11 protein-coding genes are annotated in these 19,074 nt (G+C 36.2%); all 11 read left to right on the forward strand.

From position 1 onward, the window contains the following. Window positions 1-80: 80 nt before the first annotated feature. Window positions 81-1,103: a Holliday junction branch migration DNA helicase RuvB gene (ruvB, locus tag LNP23_RS08120; RefSeq protein ID WP_047773104.1), complete on the forward strand. Its 1,023-nt coding sequence runs from the start codon at window positions 81-83 to the stop codon at window positions 1,101-1,103. 11 nt (window positions 1,104-1,114) lie between these two features. Further along, the gene (locus LNP23_RS08125) at window positions 1,115-2,461 is read left to right on the forward strand and encodes a cytochrome P450 (RefSeq protein ID WP_230004527.1); all 1,347 of its coding nucleotides are present in this window, start codon (window positions 1,115-1,117) and stop codon (window positions 2,459-2,461) included. Next, the gene (gene queG / locus LNP23_RS08130; protein WP_230004528.1) at window positions 2,461-3,384 is read left to right on the forward strand and encodes a tRNA epoxyqueuosine(34) reductase QueG; all 924 of its coding nucleotides are present in this window, start codon (window positions 2,461-2,463) and stop codon (window positions 3,382-3,384) included. The genes LNP23_RS08125 and queG overlap by 1 nt, the downstream gene beginning before the upstream one ends. Before the next feature lie 929 nt (window positions 3,385-4,313). Then, window positions 4,314-4,739, forward strand: a complete 426-nt coding sequence (locus tag LNP23_RS08135) for a CBS domain-containing protein (RefSeq protein WP_047773110.1) — start codon at window positions 4,314-4,316, stop codon at window positions 4,737-4,739. 159 nt (window positions 4,740-4,898) lie between these two features. After that, window positions 4,899-7,190, forward strand: a complete 2,292-nt coding sequence (locus LNP23_RS08140) for an NADP-dependent malic enzyme (protein WP_230004529.1) — start codon at window positions 4,899-4,901, stop codon at window positions 7,188-7,190. 66 nt (window positions 7,191-7,256) lie between these two features. After that, a complete protein-coding gene (gene ruvA / locus LNP23_RS08145) occupies window positions 7,257-7,838 on the forward strand; it encodes a Holliday junction branch migration protein RuvA (RefSeq protein ID WP_047773113.1) in 582 nt (193 codons plus the stop codon). Between the two features lie 24 nt (window positions 7,839-7,862). Continuing rightward, window positions 7,863-15,107 (forward strand): T9SS outer membrane translocon Sov/SprA, encoded by a 7,245-nt coding sequence (gene sov, locus LNP23_RS08150; protein WP_230004530.1) that lies wholly within the window; start codon window positions 7,863-7,865, stop codon window positions 15,105-15,107. An 86-nt stretch (window positions 15,108-15,193) separates the two neighbouring features. Further along, a complete protein-coding gene (gcvH, locus tag LNP23_RS08155; RefSeq protein WP_047773117.1) occupies window positions 15,194-15,574 on the forward strand; it encodes a glycine cleavage system protein GcvH in 381 nt (126 codons plus the stop codon). Then, window positions 15,567-15,950: a VanZ family protein gene (locus tag LNP23_RS08160; protein WP_047773285.1), complete on the forward strand. Its 384-nt coding sequence runs from the start codon at window positions 15,567-15,569 to the stop codon at window positions 15,948-15,950. The genes gcvH and LNP23_RS08160 overlap by 8 nt, the downstream gene beginning before the upstream one ends. Window positions 15,951-16,067: 117 nt before the next feature. After that, entirely contained in the window at window positions 16,068-16,811 is a 744-nt protein-coding gene (gene deoC, locus LNP23_RS08165; RefSeq protein WP_230004531.1) for a deoxyribose-phosphate aldolase, read from the forward strand. Beyond that, entirely contained in the window at window positions 16,812-18,950 is a 2,139-nt protein-coding gene (locus tag LNP23_RS08170; protein WP_230004532.1) for a gliding motility protein RemB, read from the forward strand. Window positions 18,951-19,074 lie beyond the last annotated feature (124 nt).

Raw genomic sequence — 19,074 nt, forward strand, 5'->3', positions numbered from 1 at the left:
TAACAATCATTGTCGGGATTTGGATTTTTATTTGGAATTTAACTGTTTTACAAACTGATTACTTTGTTTATCTTTGTAAGATGAATGAAAACCTAGATCCTACCACAAAAGGATACAACCCGGAAGAGCTAGATCTTGAAAAAAGATTGCGTCCCCTGTCATTTGATGATTTTGCCGGACAAGACCAAGTTTTAGAAAACTTAAAGGTTTTTGTTGCAGCAGCCAATCAACGTGGCGAGGCTTTAGATCACGCCTTGTTTCATGGTCCTCCCGGACTTGGTAAAACAACATTGGCTAATATTTTGGCTAATGAACTTCAGGTTGGAATAAAAATCACCTCGGGTCCCGTTTTAGATAAACCCGGAGACTTAGCCGGTTTGCTGACTAATCTTGATGAAAGAGATGTTTTGTTCATTGATGAAATCCATCGTCTGAGCCCAATTGTCGAAGAATATTTGTATTCGGCAATGGAAGATTTTAAAATTGATATTATGATTGAATCTGGTCCAAATGCCAGAACCGTTCAGATCAATTTGAATCCTTTTACTTTAATTGGAGCCACAACGCGATCCGGATTACTGACAGCACCGATGCGTGCACGTTTCGGAATCTCCTCTCGTTTACAATATTATACTACCGAACTTTTAACGACTATTGTCGAGCGAAGTGCTTCTATATTAAAAATGCCGATTTCACTTGAAGCTGCTATAGAAATTGCCGGACGCAGTAGAGGGACACCTCGTATTGCAAATGCGTTACTGCGCCGGGTTCGTGATTTTGCACAAATAAAAGGGAATGGAACTATTGACATAGAGATTGCACGATATGCTTTGAAAGCATTACATGTCGATGCCCACGGTCTTGATGAAATGGATAATAAAATTTTACTGACTATCATTAATAAATTTAAAGGAGGTCCGGTTGGTTTGTCTACTTTGGCAACAGCAGTATCTGAAAGTAGTGAAACGATAGAAGAAGTATACGAACCTTTCCTGATTCAGGAAGGTTTTATTATGCGTACGCCACGTGGAAGAGAAGTCACAGATAAAGCGTATAAACATCTAGGTAAAATCAATACAAATATTCAGGGCGGATTATTTTAATTCTTTTGAAAATGTCTGAGCATACAAAATACAGTTACCCGGAGAAACTTTCCATTCTCCGGTTCTTTTTAGATGCTGAAGGGGTTCGTAAGAATCCTATTCCGTTTCATAAAAGATACTTTGATAAGTTTGGTGATTCCTTTTCCATTCAAATTGGTCGTTCACAACATATCATTTTATCAAGAGATAATGAAGTTGCCCAATATATATTACAGAAAAATCAGAAGAATTACCATAAGTCAAGGTTTCAGTCTGTTTATCTTTCGAAGTATTTAGGGAAAGGACTTTTGACGGTTGATGGGGATTTTTGGTTAAAACAAAGAAGACTTATTCAACCTGCTTTTCACAAACAAAAAATGAATCAGCTTGTTGAGACCATGAGACAGACCATTGTTTCGGAGATGGACGGTCTGGCTGAAGAACAAAAAGTGGATCTTTTTCCGATAATGAGTGAGTTGGCATTTAATGTCGTGGCCAAATCATTATTCCAATTTTCAATTGCGGAAGAGAAATTAGATCGGATAAAATTTATTATTGAAGAAGTTCAAAACTTCCTCATCAAAGAAATTAGGCTTCCTCATAAAGCCTGGTGGTTTTCGGTTAGTGGTCAGGTAAAAAAACACCTGGAATTAGCAGAAGAGAATAATACAATTATTCAGGAAATTATCGAAGAAAGAGTGGCTTCTAAAAGCGAAATTAACGATTTGCTTAATATGCTTCTGGAAACACGTTATGAAGATAGCGGTGAAGGAATGTCTACTCAGCAATTGATAGATGAGATAAAGATTCTTTTTACGGCAGGACATGAAACGACAGCCAATGCTTTGACTTTTACATTACATCTTTTGGGTAATAATCCTGATGTACAGCAGAAAGTTTTGGAGGAGATTCTCAAAATCGAAGCTGAAACAGAAGATGTTGTCGAGCAGCTTCAGAAAATGACCTATACAAATGCCGTTTTAAACGAATCTATGCGACTGTATCCGCCAGCCTGGATTACAGACAGGCAAAATGTTGAAGACGATACTTTAGGGGGATTTAATATAAAAAAAGGAACCTTAATTGGAGTTTCTTTTTATGAGTTACATCGAAATGTGAAGTACTGGGAAAACCCCGATGACTTTAATCCCGAGCGATTTTTGGGAGAGCAGAAAAAGCAATCAATGCCTTATTTTTACCCTTTTGGTGCCGGACCCAGAATGTGTATTGGAGCGGGGTTTGCGATCTACGAAATGTGTTTGGCAATTGCTCATATCGTTAAAAAATACAAGATTACTTCCGTGGAAACTACGGTTCAGTTTAATCCGTTAATTACCTTAAAACCGGTGGGTGTAGAAGTTGTTTTTTCAAAGAGATAATGATTAATTCTAAAGAGACATATTCAAAATTTATCAAGGAAGAGGCAAAAAGACTTGGTTTCTTATCTTGTGGAATCTCTAAAGCTGGTTTTTTAGAGCAGGAAGCCCCGCGTCTGGAAAATTGGTTGAAGAAAAACCATAACGGTCAGATGGCCTACATGGAAAACTATTTTGATAAACGTTTAGATCCGACCTTATTGGTTGATGATGCAAAAAGTGTTGTCTCTCTTTTGCTTAATTATTATCCCGAAGAAGTTCAAAATCAGGAAAGTTTTAAAATATCAAAATACGCTTACGGGCAGGATTATCATACAGTCATAAAAGAAAAGCTAAAAGAGTTTCTCTTCTCGATTCAGGAACATATTGGCGAAGTTTCGGGTCGTGCATTTGTTGATTCAGCACCTGTTTTAGACAAAGCTTGGGCTGCCAAAAGTGGCTTGGGCTGGATTGGTAAAAACAGTAATCTGCTCACTCAAAAAGTGGGGTCCTTTTATTTTATCGCCGAGCTTATTTTAGATCTTGATCTGGAATACGATCACGCCGCAACAGATCATTGCGGTTCTTGCACCGCCTGCATCGATGCTTGTCCAACACAAGCAATAGTGGCTCCATATGTGGTTGATGGGAGTAAGTGTATTTCGTATTATACGATTGAACTCAAAGAAAATATCCCAATGGAAATGAAGGGTAAATTCGATGAATGGGCATTTGGCTGTGATACCTGCCAAGATGTTTGCCCTTGGAATCGGTTCTCCAAACCGCATTCAGAACCCTTATTTAACCCCAATCCCGAAGTACTTTCTTTTTCCAAAAAAGACTGGATTGAAATTACCGAAGAAACATTTCGAGCAGTCTTTAAAAATTCACCTATCAAGAGGACGAAATTTGATGGACTAAAACGTAATATTAAATTTCTAGAATAAAATTTATAAAAATTCCAATTTTTTAAATTCCAAATTCCAACTTTTGGGTAGAAACTGTGACTGCAAACCGTGATTGCTCTGTTTTATGATTTCAGATTTACACTGCTAACTGCCACTGTAAACTGCGACTGAAGAATGTCACTGAAAACTACGACCGTAAATACATTCCATCATAACAGCACCCGCCCTTAGAATGTCATCTCGACGAAGGAGAGATCACACTAGCAAATCACACACAGTTGTCGAATATAGGATGTGATTTTTCTTTTGTTGAAATGACACAAACAAAGGAAGAGCTGTTGTCGAATATAGGATGTGATCTCTCCTTCGTCGAGATGACACAAACAGAGAGGATTGTTGTCGAATAGTAGGATGTGATCTCTCCTTCGTCGAGATGACAGAAAAAGGAGGAAGTCAGTTGTCTGTTGCTAGGAAAAAAAATAACGTCCCTTTTCTTTATTTTGCGATTAAAAAATTAAATGAAAGGTTCACAAAGGTTTTTATTACTTTGAAAACGGTTATTTTTTTGATGCAAAGAGCGCAAAGTTTTTCTTTTTCACGCAGATTTAGCAGATTGAACAGATTTTTTATAAGAGGTAAACAGATCAGCCTAATCTGCTAAATCTGCGTGAAAAAAAAGTAGGTACAAAATTTAAAAGGATTTGCTATACCATAATTTAACTTCGTGCCCCTTGCGTAAAACCTTGTGAACTTTGTGGTTAAATTCGCAACAAAAGTCCTTAATCTTCAAAAACTTGTCTTTTCTGCAAAAAAACTTTAGAAATAGTCCGCTTCTTTATTGGAAAAATCTAAAATCTAAAAATTAGGTGTATTATGTTTAAAATGAGTTGGTTGTGTTGTGAAAAATAACAATATTTGTTATTTCTGTTCCTTTTTTTTTAACTTTATAGAACTAAAATTTTTCAGATATGACTGTAGATCAAATACTAAACGCAAAAGGGAAAAATGTTTATTCCGTGCTTTCAACGACGACTGTTTATGAAGCACTGAAAGTAATGGGAGAAAAAAACATAGGGGCAATTCTGGTTATAGACGGATCCGATTTAAAAGGAATATTATCCGAAAGAGATTATGCCCGAAAAATTGTTTTGAAAGACAAATCTTCAAAAGAGACCTTTGTGCATGAAATTATGGAAACAAATGTTTTTTCGGTACAACTTTCTAACAAAATTGAAGATTGTATGGAGCTTATGAGCACAAAGCGTATCAGACATTTACCGGTTTTGGAAAACGGAATTGTAGTCGGAATCATTTCTATCAGTGATGTTGTTAAGGCAATTATAGAAATTCAGAAAGATACTATTAATCACTTAAATTCGTATATTTCGCAGTAAGTGAAATTCAAAAAATAAACTTTAAAAAATAGTCCAAATCTTGCTGGACTATTTTTTTTTGGATTACGAAAACGTTATTTTAACAAAAGAAAGCAACAAAAACATGCCATTTTAAGCGAAGACTTATATCTTTGTAAGCTAGAATAAAAGCTAAAAACAATGAATAAAGACAGTAAAAGAGAAGAGGCGTTATTATATCATTCGAAGCCGACTCCCGGAAAAATTCAAGTAGTTCCAACAAAAAAATATGCAACTCAAAGAGATCTATCTTTGGCATACTCACCAGGTGTTGCTGAGCCATGTTTAGAAATTGCAAAAAATGTTGACGACGTATACAAATACACAGCAAAAGGAAATTTAGTTGCTGTAATTTCAAACGGTACAGCCGTTTTAGGACTTGGGGACATTGGTCCGGAAGCTTCTAAACCAGTTATGGAAGGAAAAGGTTTGTTGTTTAAAATATTCTCTGACATTGATGTTTTTGATATTGAAATCGGAACAAAAGATGTAGAAGAATTTATTCAGACCGTAAAAAATATTGCTCCAACTTTCGGAGGAATTAATCTGGAAGATATCAAAGCACCAGAGTCTTTTGAAATCGAAAGAAGATTGGTAGAAGAATTGGATATTCCTGTAATGCACGATGATCAACATGGTACGGCAATTATTTCGTCTGCCGCATTGATCAATGCACTTGAATTGGCAGGAAAAAAAGCAGAAGATGTAAAAATGGTAGTTTCCGGTGCAGGTTCGGCTGCATTGGCATGTGCTGATTTATATGTTTTGTTAGGAGTAAAAGTAGAGAATATCTTAATGTTTAATAGTAAAGGACTTTTAACAAAAGACAATCCTTCTCTATCAAGCTTACAACTAAAATATGCTGTTGATATCGCTCCAATCGATTTGGCAGAAGCTTTAAAAGGAGCAGATATTTTCTTAGGATTATCTTCAGGCGATATTATGTCGGCAGAAATGTTGTTGACTATGGCCGATAATCCTATCGTTTTTGCCATGGCAAATCCAAATCCTGAGATTAGTTATACTTTAGCGGTTGAGACCCGTAAAGATGTTATTATGGCTACAGGGCGTTCGGATTTTCCTAATCAGGTAAATAACGTTTTAGGTTTTCCTTATATTTTTAGAGGAGCTTTAGATGTTAGAGCGACTAAAATTAATGAGGCTATGAAAATGGCAGCTGTTAAAGCATTGGCTTTATTAGCAAAAGAACCAGTTCCGGAGCAAGTAAATGTGGCATACGGAGCAACAAAATTAGGTTTCGGTACAGAATATATCATTCCTAAACCATTTGACCCTAGATTGATTACAGTAGTAGCGCCGGCGGTTGCAAAAGCAGCAATGGAATCTGGTGTTGCAAAAAATCCTATTACAGACTGGGCAGCTTATGAAGAGGTGCTTTTGGAAAGAATGGGGAATGATAATAAAATGGTACGTTTGATTACAAACCGTGCTAAATTAAACCCAAAAAGAATTGTTTTTGCAGAGGCAGATCAGTTAAATGTTTTAAAAGCAGCTCAAATTGTTTATGAAGATGGTATTGGTTTCCCTATTTTGTTAGGAAACAAAGAATCAATCTTAGAACTTAAAGAAGAATTAGGTTTTGATGCTGAACTTGAGATCATTGACCCTAAAACTCCGGAAGAAGAAGCAAGAAGAAACAGATTTGCTAATTCGTATTGGACAACAAGAGAAAGAAGAGGTATTTCATTGCTTGATGCTCAGAAATTCATGCGCGAGAGAAACTACTTTGCTGCCATGATGGTGAATGAAGGTGAAGCTGATGCTTTGGTTACCGGATATTCAAGAAGTTACCCAAGTGTGGTAAAACCGATGTTACAATTGGTAGAAAAAGCACAAGGAGCTTCATTAGTAGCAACAGCAAACATGATGTTGACTTCTCGTGGACCAATGTTTTTATCTGATACCGCAATCAATATCAATCCTTCAGCACAAGATATGGTAAATATCGCTGTGATGACTGCTAAAACGGCCAGAATGTTTGGAGTTGAGCCTGTTATTGCAATGGTTTCGTTTTCAAATTTTGGTTCTTCTACAAGCGAAAGCGCTTCAAAAGTAAGAGAAGCAGTAGCTTATTTGCATAAGAACCATCCTGATATGATCGTTGATGGAGAAATTCAGGCAGATTTTGCTTTGAATCCGGAAATGCTTAAAGAAAAATTCCCGTTCTCTAAATTGGCAGGAAAAAAAGTAAACACTTTAATTTTTCCAAACTTAGAATCAGCGAATATTACTTATAAAATGTTAAAAGAATTGTATAAAGTAAATTCAATCGGTCCGATTATGATGGGTCTGGGTAAACCGGTTCACATTTTCCAATTAGGAGCAAGTGTTGAAGAAATGGTTAATATGGCTGCAATTGCGGTTATTGATGCTCAGGAAAAAGAAAGTAAAAAAAATAAATTAGCTAAGTAGTATATATAGTTAGGAACTGTTAATGTTGTCTTATTTTTATTATATTTGACAATAACAAATTATACTATGATAGCACATTTGCAAGGGAAATTGGTAGAAAAAAACCCCACAGAAGTTGTAATTGACTGTGGTGGAGTAGGTTATCATGTTAATATATCCCTACATACATTTTCTTTGCTTCCCAATGCTGATTTTATAAAATTGTATACGCATCTTCAAATCAAAGAAGATGCGCATACTTTATTTGGTTTTGTAGAAAAATCAGAACGAGAAATATTCAGAATGTTATTATCCGTTTCGGGGATAGGGGCTAATATTGCCAGAACAATGTTATCTTCAATAGAGCCAAAACAAATTATAAACGCCATTGCCTCTGGGGATGTTGGAGTGATACAATCTATAAAAGGGATTGGAAACAAAACGGCACAGAGAGTTATACTTGATTTAAAAGAAAAAGTGTTAAAATTGTACGATTTGGACGAAGTTTCAGTGGTTCAGAACAATACAAACCGTGATGAAGCGTTATCTGCTTTGGAGGTTTTAGGTTTTGTTCGTAAAACTTCAGAAAAAGTAGTCGAAAAAATCGTAAAAGAAGATCCGGAGGCGACTGTCGAAACGATCATTAAAAAAGCATTAAAAAGCTTATAAACTCAATTTATATAAACGAATTGTATGCGTAAAATTTGTATTTTTTTACTGGTTTTATTTTGCGGTAATGTTTTGCGGGCGCAAGTAAATCCAGCAGTTCAAGATACAACTAAAACTCAATTTTCTGTCGGGAAATTAGAGTTGGAAAACCCACCCAGTATACTTTCGGCTTATAAATATGATCCCATTACAGACCGATACATTTATACCAAATCGGTAGATGGGTTCTCTATTAATTATCCAATTGTCTTAACGCCAAAAGAGTACGAAGCTTTGGTTCTGAAAGAATCCAGAAGAGATTATTTCAGGAAAAAATCGGATGCGATTGATGGTAAAAAATCAGGAAGTGAAGCCGCCAAAAAGGATTTGCTACCCCGATATTATATTAATTCAAGTCTTTTCGAAAGCATTTTTGGAAGTAATACAATTGATGTAAAGCCCACAGGATCAGTTGAAATGGATCTTGGAATTCGCTATACCAAACAAGACAATCCTTCTTTTTCTCCAAGAAACCGATCCAATCTAACCTTTGACTTTGATCAGAGGATTAGTATGAGTTTAATGGGTAAAGTGGGAACGAGATTAGAGGTAAATGCTAATTACGACACCCAGTCTACATTTGCTTTTCAAAATTTATTCAAACTGGCTTATACGCCTTCAGAGGATGATATTGTTCAGAAAATTGAAGTTGGTAATGTTAGCATGCCACTGAATAGTACTTTAATCAGAGGGGCCCAAAGTTTGTTTGGAGTAAAAGCACAACTGCAATTTGGGAAGACAACTATTACCGGAGTTTTCTCAGAACAAAAGTCACAAACCAAGAGTATAGTTGCAGAAGGTGGTGGTACGGTTCAGAATTTTGATTTGTATGCTTTAGATTATGATAATGACAGACACTTCTTTTTATCTCAATACTTTAGAAATAAATACGATGCCTCTTTAAAGAAGTATCCCTTTATTGACAGTCGTGCTCAGATCACAAGACTTGAAGTTTGGGTAACCAATAAACAAAACAGAGTAAGTACAACTAATAATAACTTGCGTAATGTTATCGCACTTCAGGATTTAGGAGAAGCACAAATTCAGGGAATTCCGGATAATGAAGTGGTAGTGATAGGGAGTACAGCAAACTTTTTTGTGGCTGGAATCGGTACGCCAAGTGATAATAAAAATAACAAATACGATCCGGCGACTATAGGTACTGGTGGTTTTTTGAATCAAAAGGTTAGGGAAATTGTAACGGCAAAAAGTGGTTTTAATGTAGATGTAAGTGAAGGAGTCGATTATTCCGTGTTGGAAAATGCACGTAAATTAACCACAAATGAGTATACTTTTAATGCACAATTAGGATATATCTCTTTGCAACAGCGTTTGGCCAATGACGAAATTTTGGCTGTAGCTTTTGAATATACGGTTGGAGATAAGATATACCGTGTCGGGGAATTTGGTAGTGATGGTGTTGATGGTACTTTAGTGACAGGAAATAATACTCCGAATCAAACCATTATTACGCAGAGTTTGATTTTGAAAATGTTGAAAAGCAGTTTGACAAACGTAAAAAATCCGGTTTGGAATTTGATGATGAAAAACGTTTATCAGATTCCTCAGGCTTATCAGATCAAACAAGATGATTTCAGGTTAAATATACTTTATACAGATCCGTCTCCTATAAATTATATTAGTCCGGTTGCGGGAACTCATTTCCCGGATGACAATCCGGCTAATCCAAATCCGGCTAATTATTATATTACCAAAACACCTTTATTAAATGTTTTTGATATTGATAAGTTAAATTATAATAATGACCCTCAGAAGGGCGGTGATGGTTTTTTCGATTACATACCGGGGATCACCGTTGATGCTCAAAACGGGCGAATTATTTTTACTACAAAAGAGCCTTTTGGAGAACTGTTGTTCCAAAAATTAAAAGGGGCAGCGGGAGAAGATTATAATAGTCCGAATACATACAATGACAATCAAAAGAAATACGTGTTTAGAAACATGTATAGAAATACCCAATCCGGAGCTTTGCAGGATGCGGATAAAAATAAATTCTTATTAAGAGGTAAATACAAATCTACAGGAAATAACGGTATCCCGATCGGAGCCTTTAATGTGCCGCAAGGTTCTGTTGTAGTAACGGCCGGCGGAAGAGTTTTGGTTGAAGGTATTGATTACAGTGTCGATTATCAATTAGGAAGAGTTCAAATTTTAGACCCTTCACTTCAGGCTTCCAACACACCGATTCAGGTTTCGTTAGAAAATAATTCCATTTTCGGACAACAAACCAGAAGATTTATGGGGGTGAATGTGGAGCATAAAATTTCAGACAAATTTGTTGTTGGAGGTACTTTTTTAAAAATGACAGAAAGACCCTTTACACAAAAATCAAGTTATGGTCAGGAATCTGTTAACAACACGATTTTTGGGTTTAACGGGAATTATGCAACAGAAGTTCCTTTCTTTACCAGATTGGTAAATAAACTGCCTAATATTGATACCGATGTTCCTTCTAATCTTTCCATTCGTGGTGAAGTTGCTTTTTTAAGACCTGATGCTCCAAAAGCCAGTGATTTTGAAGGAGAAGCTACGATATATATTGATGATTTTGAAGGTTCACAATCTACCATTGATATGCGCTCCGCTTATGCGTGGAGTTTAGCATCAACACCATTTGTAAAATCAGATTTGATTGCGGATGATAAGTTTAAGGCTAGTTCAAGTACTTTAGAGTACGGGTTTAGAAGAGCAAAATTATCCTGGTATACCATTGATCCTGTTTTTTATTCGTCAAAACCATCCGGTATTTCAAACGATGATCTGTCGTTAAATACAACAAGGAGAATTTATAGCAGAGAGTTGTATCCAAATACCGATATAGCCCAGGGGCAAATACAGGTTATTAATACATTGGATTTAAGTTATTATCCGTCTGAAAGAGGTCCGTATAATAACAATCAAACGTTCAATACAGAACCGGCTGCCTCTAATTTTGGAGGGATCATGCGTGCGATAAATTCAACGAATTTTGAACAAGGAAATGTCGAGTACATCCAATTTTGGGTACTCGATCCTTATATAGGAACGGGGCAGTCGCCAGCCAATAATACAGGAAAAATTTATTTTAACTTAGGGGAAGTTTCCGAAGATGTATTAAAAGACGGAAGAAAACAATATGAAAACGGATTAGGACCGGATCAGTTAATGGTAAAACCACGTGCGCTTTGGGGAGAAGTTCCGGCATCACAATCTTTAATTTATGCCTTCGATACCAATGAAGGGAATCGTAGAAATCAGGACGTTGGTTTAGACGGTTTACCGGATTCCAGAGAGAGTGAGGTTTATTCTAATTATGCTTCTGAACCGGATCCGGCTGCAGATAATTATACCTACTATCTAAACAGAGAAGGAGGAGTTAAAGATCGTTATAGAAATTATAATGGTGTTGAAGGGAATTCACCTGTTAGTATCAATGACCCAAATCGTGGATCTACAACATTGCCTGACGTCGAAGATATCAATCGTGACAATACCATGAATACGATTAATGCTTATTATGAATATAGTATTGATATTAAGCCCGGAATGCAGGTAGGACAAAACTATGTTACTGATATTCGTGAGGTAAGCAATGCTGATCTGCCTAATGGAAGTACGACTAACGCAAGATGGATTCAGTTTAAAATTCCGGTATCTCAGCCTGAAAATACAATAGGAAATATTACCGATTTCAGATCGATTCGATTCATGCGTATGTTTATGACTGGTTTTAGTGATGAAATGACGGTGCGTTTTGGAGCCTTGGATTTGGTAAGAGGAGAATGGAGAAGGTACACAGGAACATTAGATGCTAATGACACAAATGCAGAGGACGATAATACTGATTTTGATGTTTTAGCAGTCAACGTACAGGAGAATGCGACAAAATGCCCTGTTAATTATGTAATTCCTCCGGGAGTGCGAAGAGAACAGTTGTATAATAATAATACCGTTATCAATCAAAATGAGCAGTCGCTGGCTTTACGCGTTTCAGGTGGTGGATTGCAATTCAGGGATTCAAGAGCTGTTTTTAAAAATGTAAGTGTTGACATGCGTCAATACAAAAAACTAAAAATGTTTTTGCATGCTGAAGCATTGCCTAATGGAGAGCTGGAAGATGGTGAAATGATCGGATTTCTTCGTTTTGGTAACGACTTTACGCAGAACTATTATCAAGTTGAAATTCCTTTAAAAGTCACAAGACCGGCCGGTTCTTGTGCAGTAACCCCCGAAGATGTCTGGTTTGATGAAAACAGTATTGATTTGGCACTGGAGTTGTTGACCCGTATGAAAATTAAAGCTATGCCACTCGATATTAATTCGGATAAGAGAGATATTAATGGCGTTTATTATCCCGATGATGATGCCACTGTAGCAGATGGTGATGGAGATAGTAAACTGCGATTAGGTATAAAAGGAAATCCAAATTTTGGTTTGGTTCGAAATTTAATGGTCGGAGTAAAAAGTGCTGCGGATCATAAAGATATAAAAGGAGAAGTCTGGTTTAATGAACTCCGTATGGCGGATCTGGAGAATAAAGGAGGGATGGCAGCGGTATTAAGCATCGATACCAATATGGCTGATTTTGCTACCGTTTCGGCTACCGGACGTAAAAGTACTATTGGTTTTGGGTCTCTTGAACAAGGAGCAAATGAAAGAGACAGAGAAGACATACAACAGTACAACATTGTAACTAATTTAAATTTAGGAAAGTTATTACCTCCTAAATGGGGAATCAATTTGCCTTTTAATTATGCGATCGGAGAAGAGGTAATTACGCCTGAATATGATCCTTTTAATCAGGATATAAAATTAGATCAGTTGTTAAGAGAAACGACGAATCAGGCTGAAAAAGAAAATATCAGAACCCGTGCTGTTGATTATACAAAACGAAGAAGTATTAACTTTATTGGTGTTAGAAAAGACAGAGCTCCGGAGCAGAAACCACATGTGTATGATGTCGAAAATTTTACATTTTCACAATCCTACAATCAGGTCGAACGTCATGATTATGAAATTGAAGAGTTTCAGGACGAGCAATCGAGTACTGCGGTAAATTATGCCTATACTTTTCAACCCAAAGAAGTGGTCCCTTTTAAGAAGACCAAGTTCATGAAAAAAAGCGACTATTGGAAGATGTTAAGTGATATTAATTTCAATTACCTGCCTTCAAACGTTACCTTCAATACTAATATTTTAAGACAAAGTAATCGTCAGCAATTTAGAGAAGTTGAAGTCGAAGGAATTGGACTTAGACCACTTTACAGAAGAAATTTTGCCTTCAATTATCAATATGGTTTTGGGTATAATTTGACAAAATCGCTAAAACTGAATTATACGGCAGCCTCTAATAATATTGTTAGAAATTTTCTAAATGATGATAATTCGCCAAAAGAAGATTTTACAATATGGGATGATTATTTGGACATCGGAACACCAAACCAGCACATGCAACAATTAGTGTTGAATTATGAAATTCCGATCAACAAAATTCCGGCTTTAAGTTTTATAAAAGCAAGTTATTCGTATACGGCAGATTACAGCTGGCAACGTTCTTCAACGGCCTTTTCTGAGTATGAAGCACCAGATGGATCGGTTTATGATTTAGGAAATACTATTCAAAATGCCAACTCCAATACGTTGACAACAACCTTTAATATGGGGATGTTGTATAAATATGTTGGTTTAACACCGGGTGGTAAAAAACCGGCAAAACCTAAGACGATAGCACCGCCAAAACCGGGAGAGAAAATTGTAAATACACCAAAACAGGTTTCGACTAGCAGTCCTTTTTATGACGGACTTATCGGTGTGCTGACTAGCGTAAAAAACATTCAGGTTAATTATATTAAAAATAGCGGAACAGTTTTACCCGGGTATACGCCAAGCGTTGGTTTCTTCGGAACTTCAAGACCAACATTAGGATTTGTTTTTGGTAGTCAGGATGATGTGCGTTATGAAGCAGCAAAAAGTGGATGGCTTACTACCTATCAGGATTTCAATCAGAGTTTTACACAAGTAACCAATACGCTTTTAAAAGTAACGGCTAACGTGGATTTGTTCCCTGATTTAAAGATTGATTTGGCGATGGACAGGGCTTATTCTCAGAACAGCTCAGAGCAATATAGTGTAAGTGAAAACGGAATGTATAATCCTTTATCACGCTACAGTTATGGTATGTTCTCTATTTCAACGGTATTGATTGGAACTTCTTTTTCAACAAGTGATGCTACTCAATCAGCCGCTTTTGATGATTTTAGAAGCAATCGTCTGGTAATTGCGAACAGATTGGCAGAGGGTTATTATGGAGCCGGGAATGAAATACCTCGTTATAATGTTAGTGATGTTCCGGGGCCACCGTTAGATCCAACAGCCGACGATCCATTTAAAAAGAAAAGAGATATATATGCTTCAAATCAAGGATATCCTATAGGATTTGGGAAAAGTAATCAGGCTGTATTGTTACCATCATTCTTAGCGGCTTATTCCGGCAAAGATGCTTCGGGAGTATCTACCGATATTTTTAGAAGTTTTCCAATTCCAAACTGGAGTGTTAAGTATAATGGATTAATGCGCTATAAGTACTTTAAAGATAAATTTAAACGTTTTTCGCTACAGCACAATTACCGTGCTTCTTATACTATTAATCAATTTAGATCTAATTTTGATTTCTACAACCCTCCGCCACAATCAAATGGACTGGATGTAAATTACAATTTCTACAATAAGACCGTGATGTCAAATGTCAATTTGGTAGAGCAGTTTAGTCCGCTTATTCGTGTGGATTTTGAATTGAAAAGTTCATTGAGAGTACTTACGGAAATCAAAAAAGACAGAGCATTGTCCATGAGTTTTGATAATAATTTATTGACCGAGGTAAAAGGAATGGAATATATAATTGGTTTAGGATACCGTTTCAAAGATGTTATTTTCTCTTCCAGACTTGCCGATACTCCAACGGGAATTATTAAAAGTGACATTAATATAAAAGCGGATTTCTCTTTGCGTAAAAACGAAACTTTGGTGCGTTATTTAGATTACGATAACAATCAGTTGGCCGCAGGACAAAATATATGGTCGGTAAAAGTAACGGCAGATTATTCGTTCAGTAAAAACTTAACCGCTATATTTTATTACGACCACTCGTTTTCTAAAGCGGTGATTTCAACATCATTCCCATTAACTAATATTCGATCCGGATTTACACTACGATACAATTTCGGAAATTAATTTTGAATTTCTAAAGTAGATTTCATTAGAAGATTATTACATTTGTGGCTGAAATATTCAAATATCAATTTTCAAACATAACTATTATGAGCATACCAACAAATTTAAAGTACACAAAAGATCACGAATGGATTAGCATCGAAGGAGATGTAGCAACTGTAGGAATTACTCATTTCGCTCAAAAAGAGTTAGGTGATATCGTGTACGTTGAAGTAGAAACTTTAGACCAAACCTTAGATAAAGACGAGGTTTTTGGAACTGTTGAAGCTGTAAAAACGGTTTCTGATTTGTTCTTACCATTAACAGGAGAAATTATTGCTTTTAATGATAGTTTAGAAAGTGCACCTGAAACGGTAAATTCTGACCCTTACGGAGCAGGATGGATGATCAAAATAAAAATTGCTGATGCATCAGAAATTGATTCATTGTTAAGTGACGAAGCTTATAAAGAATTAATTGGTGCCTAAACAAATATTGCTTTGCTGGGCCATTATTTGTTCCGGAATTATTAGTTATTTCTGTTTAACGGATTCCAGTAATATTCCTGCGGTAAGTTTTCCAAGCATTGACAAAGTAGTGCATTTTTGTTTTCATTTCGGATTTACGATTTCCTGGATTTTGTTTTTTAAAAAAGAATTAAAAGGAAAAAGTACAGATGATTTTAAAGCCTATCTGATTTCGTTTATCTTCTCCGTTTTCTTCGGAATTACAATCGAAATTTTGCAAGGTGTTCTTACGACTACCCGAGCGGCAGATGTAGCAGACGTTTTAGCAAATACAATTGGAAGTACGACGGCAATATTTACAGCAATAGCTTTAAAGAAGCAAATCGATAAAATATAAGAATATAAAGACCCACTTCGGTGGGTTTTTTATTGCCCGAAAATGAAGCACAGTTCAGGAGTGTTTTTTTTCTGAATTTTAAACGTATTTTTGTCCCCGATTATAATTCTCAATATCATGAACGTTAAGTACTATTTGGATTCTACTTACTTAAAAACAGCTTCGCAAGCGGGACTTTCTGAAGCAGCAAATCTTGCTGTGGTCAAAAAGACGATTGCCGAAGCAATTGAGGAAGGGTTTAAGCTTGTTATGATTCGTCCTGAACAAGTTAGTTTGGCTAAAGAAATGATTCAAGAAGCCAATTCGACTTTGCTTGTTGGTACTGTTATCGATTTTCCGGAAGGTAAATCAGATTTAGAAACAAAAATTAAAGAAGCAAACGAAGCAATAGCAAACGGAGCCGACGATTTGGACTTTGTATGTAATTACGAGGCTTTCAAAAATGGTGACAGTGCGTTGATAAAGGAAGAGGTTTTAATCGGTACACAAGTTGGACTGGTGCACAATAAAACCGTAAAATGGATTATCGAAGTGGCTGCTTTGACGGATAAGGAGATTATTCAGCTTTCGGCTTTGATTAAAAATGTGGTCATATCAAATTTTAAAGAAGAAAATTATACTACAGTTTTTGTGAAATCATCCACCGGTTTTTTTAAAACCAAAAATGATTTGCCAAACGGAGCTACGGTCCCAGCTATAATTATGATGTTAGAAAATGCATCCCCTTTATCGGTAAAAGCTGCCGGTGGAGTGCGATCGTATGATGAAGCAATAGAAATGATTCGTTTAGGAGTTAAACGCATCGGAACTTCGGCGGCAAAAGCAATTGCCAATGGAGAAAATACCTCAAATCAATATTAAATGAAAACCCAATTCTACGTGAACAAGATTTTTTTAACCTTCGTTTTTACATTATCCGCCTTGTTTGCTTTTTCGCAGGAAAATACGAATTCTTCCATTACTCCCGGTTTTGCATCAGAGCAATTTCCTGTTTTTCCTAATTGTGAAAATCTGCAATCTAAAAAACTGGAAAATTGTTTTTACAAAGAAGTGCAGGATTTTGTCTTTCATAATTTTGAAGTTCCTCAAGATTTAAAACAAGCAGAGTATAAAGGAGAAGTAAGAGTTCTTTTTGAAGTGGATGAAAAAGGGGCGTTTAAAGTGCTTTATGTAAATGCATTGAATGAGGCATTGTCGCAAGAAGCAAAGCGTGTTTTTGGGAAGTTTCCTATTGTGAAACCCTCTACTTATAATGGGAAACCGACCTATTCAAAATACACCATTGTGATTGGAATACCGTTAAAAAGTGCAGATCAGATTGCGGCAGAAGCTTTGGCAGCGGCTGAGATTTTAAGACCGGTGGAAAAACCAATGACAGAACTGGACAGTATTGTCTATAAAAAATACAACAATCCGGAGTTTGAAAGTCATTTAAACATTCCGTTTTCGCACAGTTATTATGCGCAATTTGATGGAGCAATGAATCAGGTTGGAAGTAATAATCACACCGCTTCTAAGCCTTATACCTATAATGAGGTTAAAAAATACTATAACTTAAAAGCAGTTAATGAATCGCTTCAGAAAAAAACAACGACCTGGTTAGGAAGAAAATTTTGGAACGAGAATTTAGTACAAATTCAAGGCGAAGACTATTGGTTGGCATTAAACCCTATTCTTGATTTACAAGTAGGTAAGGCATCAGATATTGATCCTTCGACTTATGTGAATACTCGTGCATTGAATTTTAGAGGAGGTTTAGGGAAACAGATTAATTTTACCACTACAATTTTTGAAAGTCAGGGTCGATTTGCAGGTTATTTTAATGATTATGCAGAGTCTATAAAGCCGTCCGGAGGAAATCCGGCGATTATTCCCGGAGTTGGAATTGCAAAACGATTTAAAACAGACGCGTACGATTTCCCTTTAGCGGAAGCCAATATTACATTTGCTCCAAGTAAGTTTTTTGACTTGCAATTGGGTTATGGCAGAAACTTTATTGGAGACGGATATCGTTCGCTGTTGGAAAGCGACGGGCCAAGTCCGTATCCCTACTTTAAAATCAATACCACTTTCTGGAAGATAAAATACACCAATACCTATATGTGGCTAAAAGACGTTCGTCCCGATGTTACGGTTGAAAAAACCTATGCAACAAAATTTATGGCGAATCATTATTTAAGCTGGAACGTTTCAAATAAGCTGAATTTAGGTTTCTTCGAATCGGTGGTCTGGACCGATAGTAACAACAGAGGATTTGATGTCAATTTTATTAATCCGATTATTTTTTACCGTACAGTCGAGTTTACATCATCATCAAAAAGTGGTAATGCACTTTTAGGAATGTCTGCAAAATACAAATGGAACAATGAACTTAATTTATATGCGCAGCTTTTAATCGATGAATTTTCATTCGGAGATATAAAAGGGGGTGATAACAGCTGGAAAAATAAAATAGGGTACCAGATAGGAGCCAAGTATTTTAATGCCTTCAAAGTAAAGGATTTGTTGTTGCAGGTCGAATACAATCATGTGCGTCCGTATGTGTATTCGCATAGTGCTGTTATTACCAATTACGGTCATAACAATCAGAGTATGGGGCACCAATGGGGAGGGAATTTTGAGGAATTAGTAGCAATCGCGCGTTATCACAAAGGACGTTATTTTGCCGATGCGAAATTTACAACCGGGAAACGTGGTTTGGATTTTAATACCACGGCAGACAGTTTTAATTACGGTGGTGATATTTATAAAAGTTACGACGAAAAACGTCCATATGACACTGGTGTAAAAGTAGGGCAGGGTAATAAAACCAGTATTTTTATTGCCGACATACAAGGAGGATATTTGATTAACCCGATGACAAATTTGAAATTCTTCGGAAGTTTTATCTACAGGAATTTTGATCCGACACAAGAAACGGCAACTACATTTAAACAAAGTACTACCTGGTTTACGATCGGATTGCGTTCTGATATCTTTAATTGGTATTTTGATTACTAGGATATTTAATAAGATTTTTCGAAAAGATTGTGTTAAAAATCTGCAAGACCTTATTTTGTAAAGGTTTTATTGAAAAAAATATAATTTTATAGGTTCTGATTCTATAATCAATTTGTACATTTGC

This window comes from Flavobacterium cupriresistens (assembly GCF_020911925.1).
Taxonomy (GTDB): domain Bacteria; phylum Bacteroidota; class Bacteroidia; order Flavobacteriales; family Flavobacteriaceae; genus Flavobacterium; species Flavobacterium cupriresistens.